This is a genomic window from Micromonospora globbae, assembly GCF_003610785.1.
In the GTDB taxonomy this organism is placed as follows: domain Bacteria; phylum Actinomycetota; class Actinomycetes; order Mycobacteriales; family Micromonosporaceae; genus Micromonospora; species Micromonospora globbae.
Window position 1 is genome coordinate 16,984 of the sequence record NZ_RAQQ01000020.1, and the last position, 13,581, is coordinate 30,564.

13 protein-coding genes are annotated in these 13,581 nt (G+C 74.1%); 4 read left to right on the plus strand and 9 right to left on the minus strand.

Going from position 1 to position 13,581, the window contains the following annotated elements:
* Window positions 1-25: 25 nt before the first annotated feature.
* From D7I43_RS24255 to D7I43_RS24280, 6 genes are all read right to left on the minus strand, one after another.
* Window positions 26-865 carry a carbohydrate ABC transporter permease gene (locus D7I43_RS24255; RefSeq protein WP_120330871.1) on the minus strand — a complete coding sequence of 280 codons (840 nt, stop codon included), beginning with the start codon at window positions 863-865 and terminating at the stop codon, window positions 26-28.
* A gap of 1 nt (window position 866) precedes the next feature.
* On the minus strand, window positions 867-1,799 hold the full coding sequence (locus D7I43_RS24260; protein ID WP_120330872.1) for a carbohydrate ABC transporter permease: 933 nt from the start codon (window positions 1,797-1,799) through the stop codon (window positions 867-869).
* Window positions 1,796-2,989, minus strand: a complete 1,194-nt coding sequence (locus tag D7I43_RS24265) for a LacI family DNA-binding transcriptional regulator (protein ID WP_240033123.1) — start codon at window positions 2,987-2,989, stop codon at window positions 1,796-1,798. Before D7I43_RS24265 ends, D7I43_RS24260 begins: the two co-directional genes overlap by 4 nt.
* Before the next feature lie 170 nt (window positions 2,990-3,159).
* The gene (locus tag D7I43_RS24270) at window positions 3,160-3,879 is read right to left on the minus strand and encodes a hypothetical protein (RefSeq protein WP_147427286.1); all 720 of its coding nucleotides are present in this window, start codon (window positions 3,877-3,879) and stop codon (window positions 3,160-3,162) included.
* A gap of 156 nt (window positions 3,880-4,035) precedes the next feature.
* A complete protein-coding gene (locus tag D7I43_RS24275; RefSeq protein ID WP_338042005.1) occupies window positions 4,036-5,310 on the minus strand; it encodes a snapalysin family zinc-dependent metalloprotease in 1,275 nt (424 codons plus the stop codon).
* 119 nt (window positions 5,311-5,429) lie between these two features.
* Window positions 5,430-6,413 (minus strand): ArsR/SmtB family transcription factor, encoded by a 984-nt coding sequence (locus tag D7I43_RS24280; RefSeq protein ID WP_120330875.1) that lies wholly within the window; start codon window positions 6,411-6,413, stop codon window positions 5,430-5,432.
* A gap of 75 nt (window positions 6,414-6,488) precedes the next feature.
* Here D7I43_RS24280 and D7I43_RS24285 point away from each other — a divergent pair, with 75 nt between their 5' ends.
* Window positions 6,489-7,745, plus strand: coding sequence for an MFS transporter (locus tag D7I43_RS24285; RefSeq protein ID WP_120330876.1), 1,257 nt, complete (start codon window positions 6,489-6,491; stop codon window positions 7,743-7,745).
* A 164-nt stretch (window positions 7,746-7,909) separates the two neighbouring features.
* On the plus strand, window positions 7,910-8,674 hold the full coding sequence (locus tag D7I43_RS24290; protein WP_120330877.1) for a VOC family protein: 765 nt from the start codon (window positions 7,910-7,912) through the stop codon (window positions 8,672-8,674).
* A 20-nt stretch (window positions 8,675-8,694) separates the two neighbouring features.
* Here the strand turns inward: D7I43_RS24290 and D7I43_RS24295 are convergent, their stop codons facing one another.
* The 3 genes from D7I43_RS24295 to D7I43_RS24305 form a co-directional block, all read right to left on the minus strand.
* Window positions 8,695-10,515, minus strand: a complete 1,821-nt coding sequence (locus D7I43_RS24295; protein ID WP_120330878.1) for a bifunctional metallophosphatase/5'-nucleotidase — start codon at window positions 10,513-10,515, stop codon at window positions 8,695-8,697.
* Between the two features lie 173 nt (window positions 10,516-10,688).
* Window positions 10,689-11,360, minus strand: a complete 672-nt coding sequence (locus D7I43_RS24300; protein WP_240033124.1) for a LysE family translocator — start codon at window positions 11,358-11,360, stop codon at window positions 10,689-10,691.
* A complete protein-coding gene (locus tag D7I43_RS24305; RefSeq protein WP_120330879.1) occupies window positions 11,357-12,103 on the minus strand; it encodes a phosphodiesterase in 747 nt (248 codons plus the stop codon). The genes D7I43_RS24300 and D7I43_RS24305 overlap by 4 nt, the downstream gene beginning before the upstream one ends.
* A gap of 95 nt (window positions 12,104-12,198) precedes the next feature.
* Here D7I43_RS24305 and D7I43_RS24310 point away from each other — a divergent pair, with 95 nt between their 5' ends.
* Together D7I43_RS24310 and D7I43_RS24315 are read left to right on the plus strand one after the other, a co-directional pair.
* Entirely contained in the window at window positions 12,199-12,801 is a 603-nt protein-coding gene (locus tag D7I43_RS24310; protein WP_120330880.1) for a CGNR zinc finger domain-containing protein, read from the plus strand.
* A gap of 138 nt (window positions 12,802-12,939) precedes the next feature.
* Window positions 12,940-13,518: an AMIN-like domain-containing (lipo)protein gene (locus tag D7I43_RS24315; protein ID WP_192902257.1), complete on the plus strand. Its 579-nt coding sequence runs from the start codon at window positions 12,940-12,942 to the stop codon at window positions 13,516-13,518.
* The last annotated feature ends 63 nt before the right edge of the window (window positions 13,519-13,581 follow it).

Genomic DNA, 13,581 nt, shown 5'->3' on the forward strand with positions numbered 1-13,581 from the left:
ACCTCCTTGGTGGTGGGGGGATGGTTCAGCCCTTGACCGCGCCGGCGAGCGACCCGGACGAGAGCCGGCGTTGCATGAACGCGAAGAAGATGAGACTGGGCAGGGTGGCCAGTAGCGAGCCGGCCGCGAGGGGCCCGAGACGGGCGGTGCCCTCGATGCCGACGAACCGGGCCAGGGCGACCGGCAGGGTCGCCAGCTCCGGCGTCTTGACCAGCACCAGCGCGAAGAAGAACTCGTTCCAGGCCGAGATGAAGGAGAACAGCGCGGTCGCCACGATGCCGGGCGCGAGCAGCGGGAAGACCACCCGGCGCAGCACCTGGAGCCGGGTCGCGCCGTCGACGCTGGCCGCCTCCTCCAGCTCGCGGGGGATGTTGCGGACGAACCCCTGGAGCATCCACAGCGCGAACGGCAGCGCCCAGACCACGTAGATGAGCACGAGCCCGGCGTGGGTGTTGGCCAGGCCGACCTGCCGCAGGATCAGGAAGATCGGGATGATCAGCAGCACGAACGGGAACAGCTGCGACAGCAGCACCCAGCCCAGCGCCGCGGTGCCGAGCTTCGAGCGGAACCGCGCGAGCGCGTACGACGCCGGCATGGCGACCAGGACGGTGAGCACCGCGGAGGCCAGCGACACCTGGAGGCTGTTGAGCGCCGCGCGGCCCAGCTCCTGCTCGGTGAAGGCCTGGACGAAGTTCTGCGTGGTGGGGTTCGTCGGGATGAGGCTCGGGTGCAGCTGCACCAGCTCCCGCGGGGGCTTGAACGCCGTCGAGAGGAGCCAGACCAGCGGGAACCCGAGGAAGATCAGGTAGCCGGCGAGGGCCAGGTACTGCAGCGTCCGCCCGACGCGGCTGGTTTTCCCGAACATCTCAGTTTGCCTCCCTCATCCGGCGGCGGAGATAGACGGCCAGCAGCGCCACGATGATCACGACCATGACGTTGCCGAGTGCGGCGGCGTAGCCGTAGTTGCCGTAGCGGAACGCCTCCTCGTAGGCGAACAGCATCGGCAGCATGGTCTTGCCGCCCGGACCGCCGGCGGTGAGCACGTAGACCAGGCCGAACGAGTTGAAGTTCCAGATGAAGTCCAGCGAGGTGATCGCGACGATGACCGGGGTCAGGGCGGGCAGCGTCACGTGCCGGAACCGGTGCCAGGCGCTGGCGCCGTCCACCGCGGCCGCCTCGTGCAGCTCGCGGGCCACCCCCTGCAGGCCGGCGAGCAGGACGACGGTCGTCTGGGGCATGCCGGCCCAGACACCGACGATGATCACCGCGGGCAGGGCGGTGCTGAAGTCGCCGAGCCAGTTCGTCCGCAGACCGTCGGCCCCGATCCGGTGGAAGAACTCGTTGAGCAGACCGGCGTCCGGGTGGTAGACGAGCTTCCAGAGGATGCCGACCACGACGGGCGGCATGGCCCAGGGCACCACGGCCAGCACCCGCGCCACCCCACGGAACCGCAGCTGCTGGTTGAGCAGCAGGGCCAGCCCGAGGGCGAGCAGGAACTGCAGCACGGTCACCCCGAGGGCCCAGAGCAGACCGATCTTGAACGAGTTCCAGAACAGTCCGTCGCCGAGGAGTTCCCGGTAGTTCTCCAGGCCGGTGAAGCTGACGTCGACGTTGCGCCCGGCGCGGGCGTCGGTGAAGCCGAGGTAGATGCCGCGCAGCAGCGGGAAGACCGACAACACCAGGATGGGCAGCAGCGACGGCAGCAGCAGCAGGTAGATGGCGGTGCGGTCGGATCGGCGGTTCGGGCGGCGGGACCGCCCGGCCCGTGTGACGTCCGGCCGTTCGGCCAGCGTGGTCATGAGCTCGCCCCTTCGCTGGACGGGTGGGAGGGCGGGGTGCCGACCGGCCCGGAGGCGGGGTCGGCGGGCGGTCCGGCCGCTGGCGCGGGGTCCGTGGTGACGGCCGAGGCCGCGCCGGTGGACGGTCCGGAGAACGGGTCGCCGGCCGGCCGCGGCGACGGCAGCGGCGCGCCGCTGGAGGCGCGGACGACGAGGCTCGGGGGCACCTGCTCGCGCCGCGGCGGTAGGGCGGGATCGGCGATGCGTTGCAGGAGCAGCTCGGCGGCCCGGCGACCGCGCTCGGCGGAGCCGAGCGAGACGCTGGACAGCTGCGGGAACATCATCCGGGCCAGTTCGGTGTCGTCCATGCCGACCAGCGCGACGTCCTCGGGCACCCGGCGCCCGGCGGCCAGCAGGGCGTGCAGCGCGCCGACGGCGATGAGGTCGTTGGCGCAGAGCAGCGCGTCGGGACGGGCCCGGGCGAGGAGCCGTTCGGTGGCGGCGCGGCCGGCCGCGTACTGGAAGTCGCCCACCTCGACCAGGTCCTCGTCGAGGTCGATGCCGTGCCGGGCCAGCGCGGCACGGAACCCCGCGTCGCGCACCGCGCCGGGAACGGTGTCGAGCGGGCCGTTGACGAAGCCGATCCGACGGCGGCCGGTGGCGACGAGGTGCTCGACGGCCAGCGCGACGCCCTGCCGGGAGTCGGTCCGTACGTTGTCCACCGGCGCGTCGGCGCCCAGCTGGCCGACGACCACCACGGGCACCGGGCTGTCCACGAGCGCGGCGAGGTGGTCGTCGGTGACCCGGATCGGCGAGATGATCATCCCGTCGACGTAGCGGTTCGCGAGCCGCCGCAGCAGCGCCGTCTCGTTGTCGATGCGCCCGCCGGTGGCATGCACGAGAAGTTGGCGCCCGGAGTCGGCGACCACCGCCTCGATCGCCCGCATCATCGCCACGTAGACCGGGTTGCCGATGTCCTCGACGGCGAGCGCCACCAGGCCGGTGCGCTGGGACTGGAGGGAGCGGGCGATCGCGTTCGGCACGTACCCCACCTCCGCCGCCGCCGCGCGCACCTTGCGGATCGTCTCCGGGCTGCCGCCGACGCCGTTGAGGACGCGGGAGGCGGACGCGATGGAGACGCCGGCGCGGGCGGCGACGGTGTGCACCGTGGGCCGGCCGTCCGCCGACTCCGGTAAACGTTTACGACCCACGCCCGGCACCTCCACCCGATTGCTGTAAACGTTTCCGGGGAGTCTGCGCCGCGCCCTGTGGAGAGGTCAAGGGCCCGTTACGAAAACGTTTCCAACCGGGGTCGGCGGCCCCCGACGCGCGGCAGCGTCGACCGCCGCGGCTCGCCGTCGGGGCCGCGTCCGAGCCGAGCTCAGGAGCGGCGCTCGCGCTCCTGGGCGAGGCGTTCGTCGAGGCGGCCCAGCTCGTAGATCGCGTTCAGGTTGGTCGGCAGCCGGGTGACGTTCCCGGTCGTCTCGTCGGGACCGGGCGGCACCGGCCCCACGCCGGCCCCGGTCGCGGCCGGCACCGGAGCCGGCGGCGCCGGACGCCGCCGCAGGAACAGGGCGACGGCCAGCCCCACCACACCGACCCCGAGCACCATGACGGCCCATCGCAGGAACGGGTCGGACCCGACGACGGTGGGCACGCCCAGGTTCTCCGACGTCGAAGGCGCCGGGCCTCCGTCGCCACCCGGCGGCGCCGCCGTCACGGCCGCCGGCTCGCCGGGGCCGCCTCCCGGCATTCCCCGGCCGGGCCCGCCGGCCGGGAGGCCGTTCGGTCCGGCGCTCGGCACGCCGGTCGGCACGGCGGTCGGCACGGCCGTACCCGACGGCGCGACGCCGGGGGGCACGGAGCCGGAGGGTACGACGGGACCGGGCGTGGGCACCGACGTGGCGGACGGGGTGGGCGTCGGCGGCGCGGTGGTCGGTGTACCGCTCGGCGCGCCGCCGCCCGCGCCCAGCAGGCCGTCGACGAGGTCCCCGAGGCCACCGAGCAGGCCGCCCACCGGCCCGCTGGACTGTGGTGGCGGTGACGGCGTCGGCGCGGGCGTCAACGCGAGGGTCAGTGCGAGCGCGGCCACGACAGGCATGGTTCACCTCGGAAGGGGTCGATATGCGAGGCACGCTACCGCACGCTGCGCCCGCGCGGTGTGACCCCCCGCAGTCGTCGCCGCTCGCGCCGACCCCGTACGCGGCGGCGCGGGGGATGCCGCCACATCCCCCGCGCCGGGCTCGTGTGCGTCGGGTCAGGACGGCAGGCCCCCGACCTGGGTGTTGATCCAGGACCGGATGGCCGGCAGGTCGCCGTAGATGGACGGTCCGGTCGCACAGGTCGGGTTGTTGTTGCCGGCGCGGCTGGTGGCCCCGATCAGGTTCCACACGCCGTTGACCCGCCGCACCTGCGGGCCACCGGAGTCGCCGTAGCAGGCGCCGGAGTTGCCGTTCGTGTTGTTGGTGCAGATCTCGTACGGGCCGTTGATGCCCAGGCACCGGCTGTCCGAGACGATGGAGGTGTCCAGTTCGTACGCCACCGTGGGCGCCGAGCCGCAGCCGCGCGTCGGGCACGTCTGCCCCCACCCGATGATCCGGGTGGCCGTGCCGACGGCGCCCGAGGTGCTCGGGATCGGTGCCGGCGCGTGGCTCACCGAACTGGCCAGTTGCAGCAGCTTCACGTCGATGGTCGGGTGGTTGACGGCCCGGGTCACGCCGACCACCGTCCCGCCGCTGGTGCGGTTGGTGCTGCCCACCCGCACCGACGAGGGGGTCGGGCAGTGCTTGGCGGTGACCGCCCAGTTCGCCTTGATCAGCGAGCCGGTGCAGCCGGACAGGTACACGAGGAACGAGTAGTTCTCGCTGGCCGGCCGGCCACCGACCACGAGCGGGCTCACGTCCGCGTCGCCGCTCCAGGTGTACGTGCCGACCGCCTCCGCCGCGGCGAGGCTGCCGGCGAAGAGCTGGTTGACGCGGCTCGCCTCGGTCGCGTTCGGGTACGCGTTGGTGCAGGACACCGGGGCACTGCTGCCCGACATGAGGTCCGCGCAGAGGCCGGTGCGGCGGTCCGGCAGGCCGAGGATGTGCCCGAACTCGTGGGCGGCGATGCGGGTGCGGTGGTACCCCTGGTTCACGGCGGTGCGGCCCATCCAGATCCGGCCGGAGCCGAGGCCGGTGACCTGGGCGCGCGGCCAGCCGTCGTCGACGTAGATGGTGATGCTGGCCGGGGTGCCCGGCACGAGCCGGACGTTGCTGACCCGGCTGTTCCAGATCTGCGCGGCCTGGTCGAAGTTGGTGCGGAACTCGCCGGTGCGGCTCGCGTCGTAGTAGACGGTCCGCGCGGCGGAGGCTCCCGCACCCGTGGCGACCTGAAGGCCGGCCGCCGCGAGGACGGCCGCCAGCGCGGTCACCGCCGTCCGCAGCAGTTGTCGTCGGAACATCACGCACTCCCCTGGTCCTCCGGCGGCGACACCGCCACCGAGACATTGATGTACGTGGATGTTAGATCGACGCCCGGCGATGTCGGTCATAACGGATCCGTCATACCGGCCCCGACCACGCCGGGAACCGGCGGGTCACGCCACGCCGGGAACCGACGGGGCAGGCGCGCCGGGAACCGGGGGGTCAGGGCGCGGCGAGAACGGGCGGGTCAGGGTGCGGCGGCGCCGGCGGCGGCCACCAGGGCCTCCCCCGCGGTCGTCCGCGCGTACAGCACGAAGCGACCGGCCCGGTGCGTGCCGGCCAGACCGGCGTCGCGCAGCGCCCCGAGATGCGCCGACACCGTGGCCGGCGCCAGCCCGCACCGCTCGGCCAGCTCCGTGGTGGATGTGGGCACGGCCAGTTCGTGCAGCAGGGCCGCCCGGGTGCGCCCCAGCACGCGGGCCAGCCCCCGCCCGGGCGGCAGCGGATCCCGCTCCCAGAGCGTCCCCACCGCCCGGGCCGGATACCGCAGGACCGGCTGCCCGGGCGAGCCGAAGTTGGACCACACGCGGGGGCCACAGAAGACCGAGGGCACCAGCAACAGGCCCCGACCGTCCAGCCGCACCGCGCCGGAGACCACCAGATGCTCGACGTGCAGGGTGTCGCCCTCCAGCCGGACGTACGGGTCGAGGTGGTTGAGCAGCCCGTTCACGCCGTCGGTCGCCATCCGCCGCGCGCCGAGCAGCACCTCCCGTTCCAGCAGCGTCCGCATCCGGGGCCAGTAGGGCGCGATCACGGCGTCCCCGTACGCCCGGACGACCTGGGCCAGCCGGCGCAGGCCGGCGGGCGGATCGTCGTACAACTCGGCCACCCGCGGCGAGCGCGGCCCGGGCTGGGCGTCCAGGTCGGCGCGGACGGCGTCGGCCGGCGCGGCGGCCAGGGCGGCCAGCTCCACGTCGAGTGTCGGCTGTGAGGTGGACGGGGGCGGGCAGACGAAGCTGGGGACGACGCCGCTGTCCGGCGGGAACAGCTCGGCCAGCAGCCGCCAGTCCAGTCCCGCCAGCCGTGCCCGCGCCCGCTCCGCCCAGGGCAGGTGTTCCGGGAAGCGGTGCGGTCGCGTGACGACCCGGACGCTGGCCACGACCTCCCACAGGGGCGACACCGCGAACCGGGTGGTGGCCAGGTCCCGGGCGTCGAGCCCGACCAGCATCATGGCTACTCCTTCGGTGGATTCGGCGAGGGTCGAATCTATCGCCCCGCGACCGGCGCGGCCGGCACCGTGACCGGCATGACCATCGCCACCCCGACGGCCGCGGGCCGGGCGCCGACCCGATGGCCGCGCTCCTTCCGGCTGCTCTACACCGCCGCCGTCGCCCACGACGTCGGCTTCCACGTCGGACAGCTCGCCGTGCCCGTGCTCGCCGTCTCCCTGCTCTCCGCCGGCCCCGCCCAGGTGGGCCTGCTCGGCGCGCTGAGCACCGCCGCGTTCCTGCTGGTCGGCCTGCCCGCCGGGGTCTGGGTCGACCGGTGGCCCCGCCGCAGCGTGCTGGTCGCCGCGGACCTGCTCCGGGCGGTCCTGGTCGCCTCGGTGCCGGTGGCGTGGTGGGCCGGCTGGCTGAGCATCCACCAGCTCTACGTCGTCGTCTTCCTGACCGGGCTGGGCACCGTCTTCGCCGACGTGGCGGCGCAGAGCTACCTGCCGGAGCTCGTCGGCCGGGACCGGCTGGTGGCGGCGAACTCGCTGCTCGTGACGACCAGCGGCACGCTGCAGATCGCCGGCCGGGGCGTCGGCGGGCTGCTGGTGCAGCTGCTCACGGCACCGGCGGCGATCGTGCTGGACGCGGTGGGTTACGCGGTCGCGGCCGCGGCCGTCGGCCGCATCCCCGCCGGCGGGCCACGCTCCGGCCCTACCCGGGAGCCCGGCGGGTTCGCCCGCCAGCTCGGCGCCGGCGTCCGGCACGTCCTCGGCAGCCCGCTGCTGCGGCCGCTCGCCGCCTCCACGGCGAGCATCAACCTCACGATGCAGCTCACCACCACGATGCTGCCGGTGGTGTTCCTCCGCGAGCTGGGCCTCGGCGCGGCCGCCCTCGGTCTCTTCCTCGGGGTCGGCGGGGTGGGCAGCCTGCTCGGCGCCCTGACCGCCCGGCGGCTCGCCGGCCGGATCGGGCACGGCCGGGCGCTCTGGCTGCCCGGCCTGCTCGTCGCACCGCTCGGACTGCTCGTCGCGCTGGTCGACACCGGGCCGATGCTGTGGCTCGCCGGCCTCGGGTGGCTGGCGCTGGCCTGGCGGACCGGCATCGGCAACGTCATCGGGGTCAGCCTGCGCCAGGCCGCCACCCCCGACGCGCTGCTCGGCCGGATGAACGCCACCTTCCGGTTCCTGCTCACCGGGGCGCTCACCGTGGGCGCGGCGATCGCCGGCCTGCTCTCCCAGTTCACCGACGTACGGACGTCGCTGCTGGTCGGCGCCGTCGCCAACGGGCTGACCTGGCTTCCGGTCTTCCTGTCGCCGCTGCGCGCGCTGCGCCGGCCGCCCGGCGCGTGACCGGGTGCCGCCTTCGTGGCTCCCGGGCCACCCGGTCGGTGGTGCGTCCGGACGACGGTTGCGCTGCCGATTCGCCCGATCCGCCCCGTACGGGCGCGAACGGTGCCACGATGCCGGCAGGGCGTGCCGGCGACGGCCGGAGCCGAGGGAGCGAAGCCGGAGCCATGACAGACATCCCCGCGGGAGCACCCGCCTGGGTCGACCTGGTCACCACCGACCTTCCCGGCGCGGCGGGCTTCTACGCGCCCTTGTTCGGCTGGGCCGTCGCCGGGGCGGACCGGCAACCCCCGGCCGACGCTCACCTCGTATTCCACCAGCAGGGCAGACCGGTGGCCGGCGCCGGGCGGGGAGCCGGCCCGCACGGACCCGCCTGGGTGCCCTACCTGGCGGCCGACGACGCCGAGGAGACCTGCCGGCGGGTGACCGCCGCCGGAGGCCGGGTCCTGACCGAGCCCGTCGACGTCCCCGGTTCCCGGCGGACGGCGCTCGTCGCCGACCCGGCCGGGGCGCCGTTCGGGGTGTGGCAGTCGCTCGGCATGCCGGGTGCTGAGGTGTTCGACGTACCCGGCTCGCTGACCTGGGCCGAGTTGACCACGCGGGAGTGGGACCGGGCCAAGGAGTTCTACGGGTCGGTGTTCGGCTGGACGGCGGACGACCAGCCGATGGGCCCGATCACCTACACCACCTGGCAGCGGGAGGGTCGCCCCGTCGCCGGGATGATGCCCATGATCGGCGAAGACTGGGGTGATCTCCCGTCGCACTGGATGGTCTACTTCGCGGTCACCGACACCGACAGCGTCGCCGCCGAGGCGCTGCGGCTGGGTGCGACCCTCGCCGTCCAGCCGACGGACCTGACGCGGGGTCGGTTCGCGGTGCTCACCGATCCCCAGGGCGCGTTCTTCTCGATACTCGGGACCACTCCGCCCTGACCGCACCCGGGGCGAGCGCGTTACGGCTTGGCCCGGATGCGGTCGAGCGCCGGCGGGGCGAGCGGCGCGTGCGCGCGCAGGTAGCCGGCCAGCGCGTCGGGGCCGGAGTAGGCCGTCCGGTGCTGGTGGTGGGCGTCGAGCAGGGCGCTGAACCCGGGGACGGCGTACCGGGTCACGAAGTCCTTGGACAGCGTCGCGACGCGGTAGGTGGCGTTGGGCTTGAGCGGCTTGCCGTCGATGCGGACCTGCCCGAAGTCGACGCGGTCGCCGACGGGCGCCGTGGGGTCGTAGCGGTAGCTCACGTTGCTCGAGACCGCCAGCGGCCGGAAGGTGACCGAGCCGTCGGCGGCCTGCTGCCACTGGCTCTCCAGCAGCTGGTCGAGCCCGCGGCCGGTCAGCTCACCGCTCGTGAGTGCCGCGCCGAAGCCGCCGCTCTCGTGGATCACGCCGACCATCAGCTCTCCGAACAGCACCTGGCCGGGAGCGTCGGCGGCGTTGCCGGCGGTCGGCGCGTAGGTGACGTCGCGCAGCAGGGTGTTCGGCATCACGATCCCGACGTCGGCACCACCGTCCTGCTGCGCCGCCCAGCGGAACGCGTCGGCGGTGGCGTTACCCAGGGTCGACTCCTCCGCGTCGGCGGACGTGCGGGCGAGGTCGCCGGCGATGTCCACGACGGGCTCGTTCCGGCGCTGTTGTGCGCGGTCGCGCCAGTACTGGGCCATCCTGAGGACCTCGGGGTCCGGAGTCACGGTACGGGTGTTGGCGTGATTGGTGGAGGTGGTCCGATCGCGCAGGACATCGCCGGTCTCGGGGTCCAGCTGCAGGTTGATCTCGCTGATGAGGCGGCCGTGGTTGGCGGCCTCGACGACCGGGCGGGGGTTGCCTGCCGGGTCGGGCAGCAGGCAGTTGGCGAGGGCGTGCCAGTGCCCGGTGACGATGGCGTCGACGGCGGGTGAGATCTGCTTGTTCATCTCGACCATCGGCCCGGAGGGGTTCGTGCAGTCGTTGTAGAAGTCACCGACCTGCGCGAATCCCTCGTGCACGACGGCGACGACGGCCTGCACGCCCTGGGCCTGGAGCTCGGCGGCGTACCGGTTGATCTCCGCCGCCTCCGGCAGGAAGCGCAGCTGGTCGGCCGGCCAGTACGAGAGTCCCTCGTTGGGCGTGCCGCTCGTGGTCGCGTGGATGAAGCCCACGGGGAGCGTTCCGCCGTGCCCGTCGTCGACCCGCTCGACGTGGTACGGCTTCACGACCAGCTCGCCGGTCGCGCCGTCGACGACGTTCGCGGAGTAGTAGTCGAAGTCGGCTCCGGCGAACCGCTCGCCGGTGGAGTCGGTGAAGCAGAGGTCGCCGTCGGGGCGGCCCTCGCACGTGCCGTCCATCATGTGGCGCAGGTAGTCGAGGTTGCGGTCCAGCTCGTGGTTCCCGATGGTCGAGAACCGCACACCGATGTGGTTGAGGTACTCGATCGTGGGCTCGTTCCAGAAGTACGCGGTCTCGGTGGGCCAGCCGGAGAAGTCGTCGCCCGCCGAGAACAGGATCGAGTTCGCCTCGGGCAGGGCGGCCTGGTCGCGGAGACGGTTCAGGTGGGCCGCCAGGTAGGCGCCGCCGCCAACGGTCTGCGTCGCCTCACCGGCGTGAGCGCCCGGCACGGTGGTGGTGTAGTCACCGAAGTAGCCGTGGAGGTCGGTGATCGACAGCAACTGCACCCGGACCGGGTTCGCGTCGGCGGCGGTGGCGTCCGCCCTGGCGGCGGGCGACGCCGCAGTCAGGACGAGGCCCGCGGCGGTCGCGGTGACCAGTCGATGCCAGCGAGGGCGCGTGGTCCGGGCGTTGGACATCGTGCTACGGCTCCTTCGAGGTAGGCGGCCGCGGCGGACTCGCATGCCCACGTCCGGGCACCACGCTGAGGTAGGCGGCCGTCGTGAGTGTCCTGTCCGGATCCGAACACGGGGTGACGTACGCGCCACGGGAGCCGGAACTTCTGTTCCGGCCTCGCCGTGCCCGACCCGCCTCAGGCCACCGCGCTGCGCACGCCGAGGCCGACCAGGACCGCGCCGGTCAGCCGGTCCAGCAGGCGGCGGACGGCGGCCGTCCGCAGCAGGGTGGCGGCGGCGCCGGAGAGGACCGTCCACCCCGCCAGCCAGACGGTGTGCAGCGCGGCGTGCCCGGTGGCGAGGAGCAGCATCGGCGCCAGCACCGGCCGGTCCGGGGTGAGGAACTGCGGCGCGAGCGTGAGGTAGACGGCGGCGGCCTTGGGGTTCAGCACGTTGCCGAGCAGCCCCTGGAGGTAGGGGTGGTGCCCCCGCCACGGCAACCGGGGCAGGCGGCGCCGCTCCACCCGGGACGCCGTGACGTCGCGCGGGTCGCCCGGGCGTCCGCGGCCGGGACGCCGGGCCGCGGACCACAGCAGCCACAGCCCGAGTCCCACGAGGTACGCGACGCCGAGCAGCTTGACCGCCCAGAACGCCCGCGAGGAGGCGAGCACGAGCGCGGCGAGCCCCAGCGCGGCCAGTGTGGCGTGGACGTAGAGCCCGGTCACCGTCCCGAGGATGACCCACCAGCCCTGCCGCCGCCCCCCGGCGGCGACCCGCGAGACGACGAGGGTCAGGCTCGCGCCGGGCGTCGTGGTGATCGGCGCGACGGCGACGAGGAACCCGAGCAGCGCGGCACCGTGCACGCTCACACCACCACCCGGTAGTGGGTCGTGAGCAGCCCCGTGTCGTCGTACACGTGGAAGGCCACGCCGGAGGGCTGTGCCTGGGTGGTCAGCGTCCCCTCCCCCTCCCACGGCATCCGCAGCGTCGAGACGACGCCGGGCGCGATGCGCAGTGGACGGCCGGCGAACGTGCTCGCCGCGGGGGTGTGGAAGTGCCCGGTCAGCACGGCGACGACCTGCGGGTGCGCGGCCACCAGCTCGGCCAGGGGCTCGGCGGGAAGGAGCCGGGTCGGGTCGATGACGGGGTGGTGCAGCGCGACGGGCGGGTGGTGGAAGGCGACGAACGTGGGTGTGTCGGCCGGTACGGAGGCCAGCTCGGCGGCGAGCCAGTCCAGCGTCTCCTGGTCGAGGTGGCCGTCGTCCTCTCCGGGGACCGTGGAGTCGGCGAGCAGGAAGACCGCGCCCGCCACGTCGTGCCGGGCGTTGATCGGCCCGGTCGCGCCGGAGTCGTCGCCGAGCAAGCCCTTGCGGTACGCGGGACGCACGTCGTGGTTGCCGGGACACACCAGGACCGGCGTCGGGGAGGCGAGGAGCCTCGCGGCGGTCTCGTACTCCGCCACCTCGCCGTGGTCGGCGACGTCGCCGGTCACGAGGATCGCGTCGACCGGTCGGGGCAGTCCGTTCAGGTGGTCCATCACCCGGGCGGTCCGCTCGGCGGAGCGCGGGTGGCTGTCGATGTGGGTGTCGCTGAGGTGGGCGATGACCAGCACGGCCGCTCCCTAATGGTTGTTGGCGCTTCAAGCATTAGGCACGGTACAGTTGATCTCGACGGCGACGCAAGCCGGTCCCGGAGGGAGGAGTTCGCATGGCCCAGCACCTCGCGCTGGCCCTGGCCGGCACGATCCGGCACGACGGCGACGGCGGGGTCGCCGACGACCTCGACGACGTCGCCGGGCTGTCCGCCTGGCTCCGGGAGCAGGCCACGTCCCTGCGGCCGTACGCCGGCGACCTCGACGGCCTCGACGCCGCCGACGAGAGCCTGCGGCGGGACGTCGTGGCGCTGCGTCGCGCGGTGCGCACCCTCTTCGCGGAGGCGGTGCGCCCCGGCCCGCCCAGCCGGGCCGACTCCGCGTCCCCGCTGTCTCCCCGGGAGGCCGTCGACCGGCTCAACCGGGCCGCCGCGGCGGTGCCGGTCTGCCCGGTGCTGGCCTGGGAGCCCGACGCCGTGCCGACGCTCACCTGGCGGACCGACGTGAGCGACGCGCGGCTGCGACTCGTCGCCGGGCTCGCCCGCGCCGCCGTCGAGTTCCTCGCCGGCCCCGACCGCGAACGGTTGCGCGCCTGCCACGCGCCCCGCTGCGTGCGCTACTTCGTCAAGGAGCACCCCCGACAGGAGTGGTGCAAGCCGTCCTGCGGCAACCGCGCCCGCGTCGCCCGGCACTACCAGCGCCACGCCGCCGGGCGCTGACCGCGCTCCCCCGACACCGCCGTAACCCTGCTGTTACGGCGCGGCGAAGCTGCCGTGGCCGTGCCGCCCGACCGTCGAGGTCGACGCCGGCGACGACGCCGGCGGGTGACCACCCGGGACGGGCGAGGGGAGACGACGATGAGGACGAGAAGCACACTGGCCGCGCTGGCCGTGCTGGTCACCGGTCTGGTGGCGGGCACGGCGGGCGCCGGCACGGCGGCCACCAACCGGGCGGCCGCCGCCGCATCGTACTGCGGGATCACCTGGGGCAGCGGCACGAAGGCGGCCGGCACGCTCAGCACCGACCCGCTGGTCGAGGTGCGCACCGGCCGGCACGACTGCTACGACCGGGTGGTGTTCGAGTTCGCCGGCCCGGCGAACGGCTACACGGTCGAGTACGGCGAGACCTGGACCGAGGGCGAGGGCCTGCCGCTGTCGCCGTACACCGCCGGGGGTGCGCTGCTGCGGGTCTCCCTCCGCGCGCCCGCGTACGACGCGGAACGCGCGGCCACGGTGCCGTACCGCGTCGGCGAGCACGCGGCCACCGTGCTGCGCTACCGGACGCTGCGCGACGTGGTGTTCGGCGGCAGCTTCGAGGGCTACACGACGTTCGCGGTCGGGGTGCGGGCGCGGCTGCCGTTCCGGGCGTTCGTCCTCGACGGTCCCGGCGCCCACAGCCGCATCGTGGTCGACGTGGCCCACCAGTGGCAGGAGTGAACCGCACGGACGAGGGCCCGGCGCCACCCGGGCCCCCGTCACCGTCCGTTGCGCCAGGGTCGC

Bases quoted from the DNA above. Each gene is read 5' to 3' on its own strand.
- D7I43_RS24255 (WP_120330871.1), bottom strand. From the start codon at position 865: ATGTTCGGGAAAACCAGCCGCGTCGGGCGGACGCTGCAGTACCTGGCC.
- D7I43_RS24260 (WP_120330872.1), bottom strand. From the start codon at position 1,799: ATGACCACGCTGGCCGAACGGCCGGACGTCACACGGGCCGGGCGGTCC.
- D7I43_RS24270 (WP_147427286.1), bottom strand. From the start codon at position 3,879: ATGCCTGTCGTGGCCGCGCTCGCACTGACCCTCGCGTTGACGCCCGCG.
- D7I43_RS24275 (WP_338042005.1), bottom strand. From the start codon at position 5,310: ATGACCGACATCGCCGGGCGTCGATCTAACATCCACGTACATCAATGT.
- D7I43_RS24280 (WP_120330875.1), bottom strand. From the start codon at position 6,413: ATGATGCTGGTCGGGCTCGACGCCCGGGACCTGGCCACCACCCGGTTC.
- D7I43_RS24285 (WP_120330876.1), top strand. From the start codon at position 6,489: ATGACCATCGCCACCCCGACGGCCGCGGGCCGGGCGCCGACCCGATGG.
- D7I43_RS24290 (WP_120330877.1), top strand. From the start codon at position 7,910: ATGACAGACATCCCCGCGGGAGCACCCGCCTGGGTCGACCTGGTCACC.
- D7I43_RS24295 (WP_120330878.1), bottom strand. From the start codon at position 10,515: ATGTCCAACGCCCGGACCACGCGCCCTCGCTGGCATCGACTGGTCACC.
- D7I43_RS24310 (WP_120330880.1), top strand. From the start codon at position 12,199: ATGGCCCAGCACCTCGCGCTGGCCCTGGCCGGCACGATCCGGCACGAC.
- D7I43_RS24315 (WP_192902257.1), top strand. From the start codon at position 12,940: ATGAGGACGAGAAGCACACTGGCCGCGCTGGCCGTGCTGGTCACCGGT.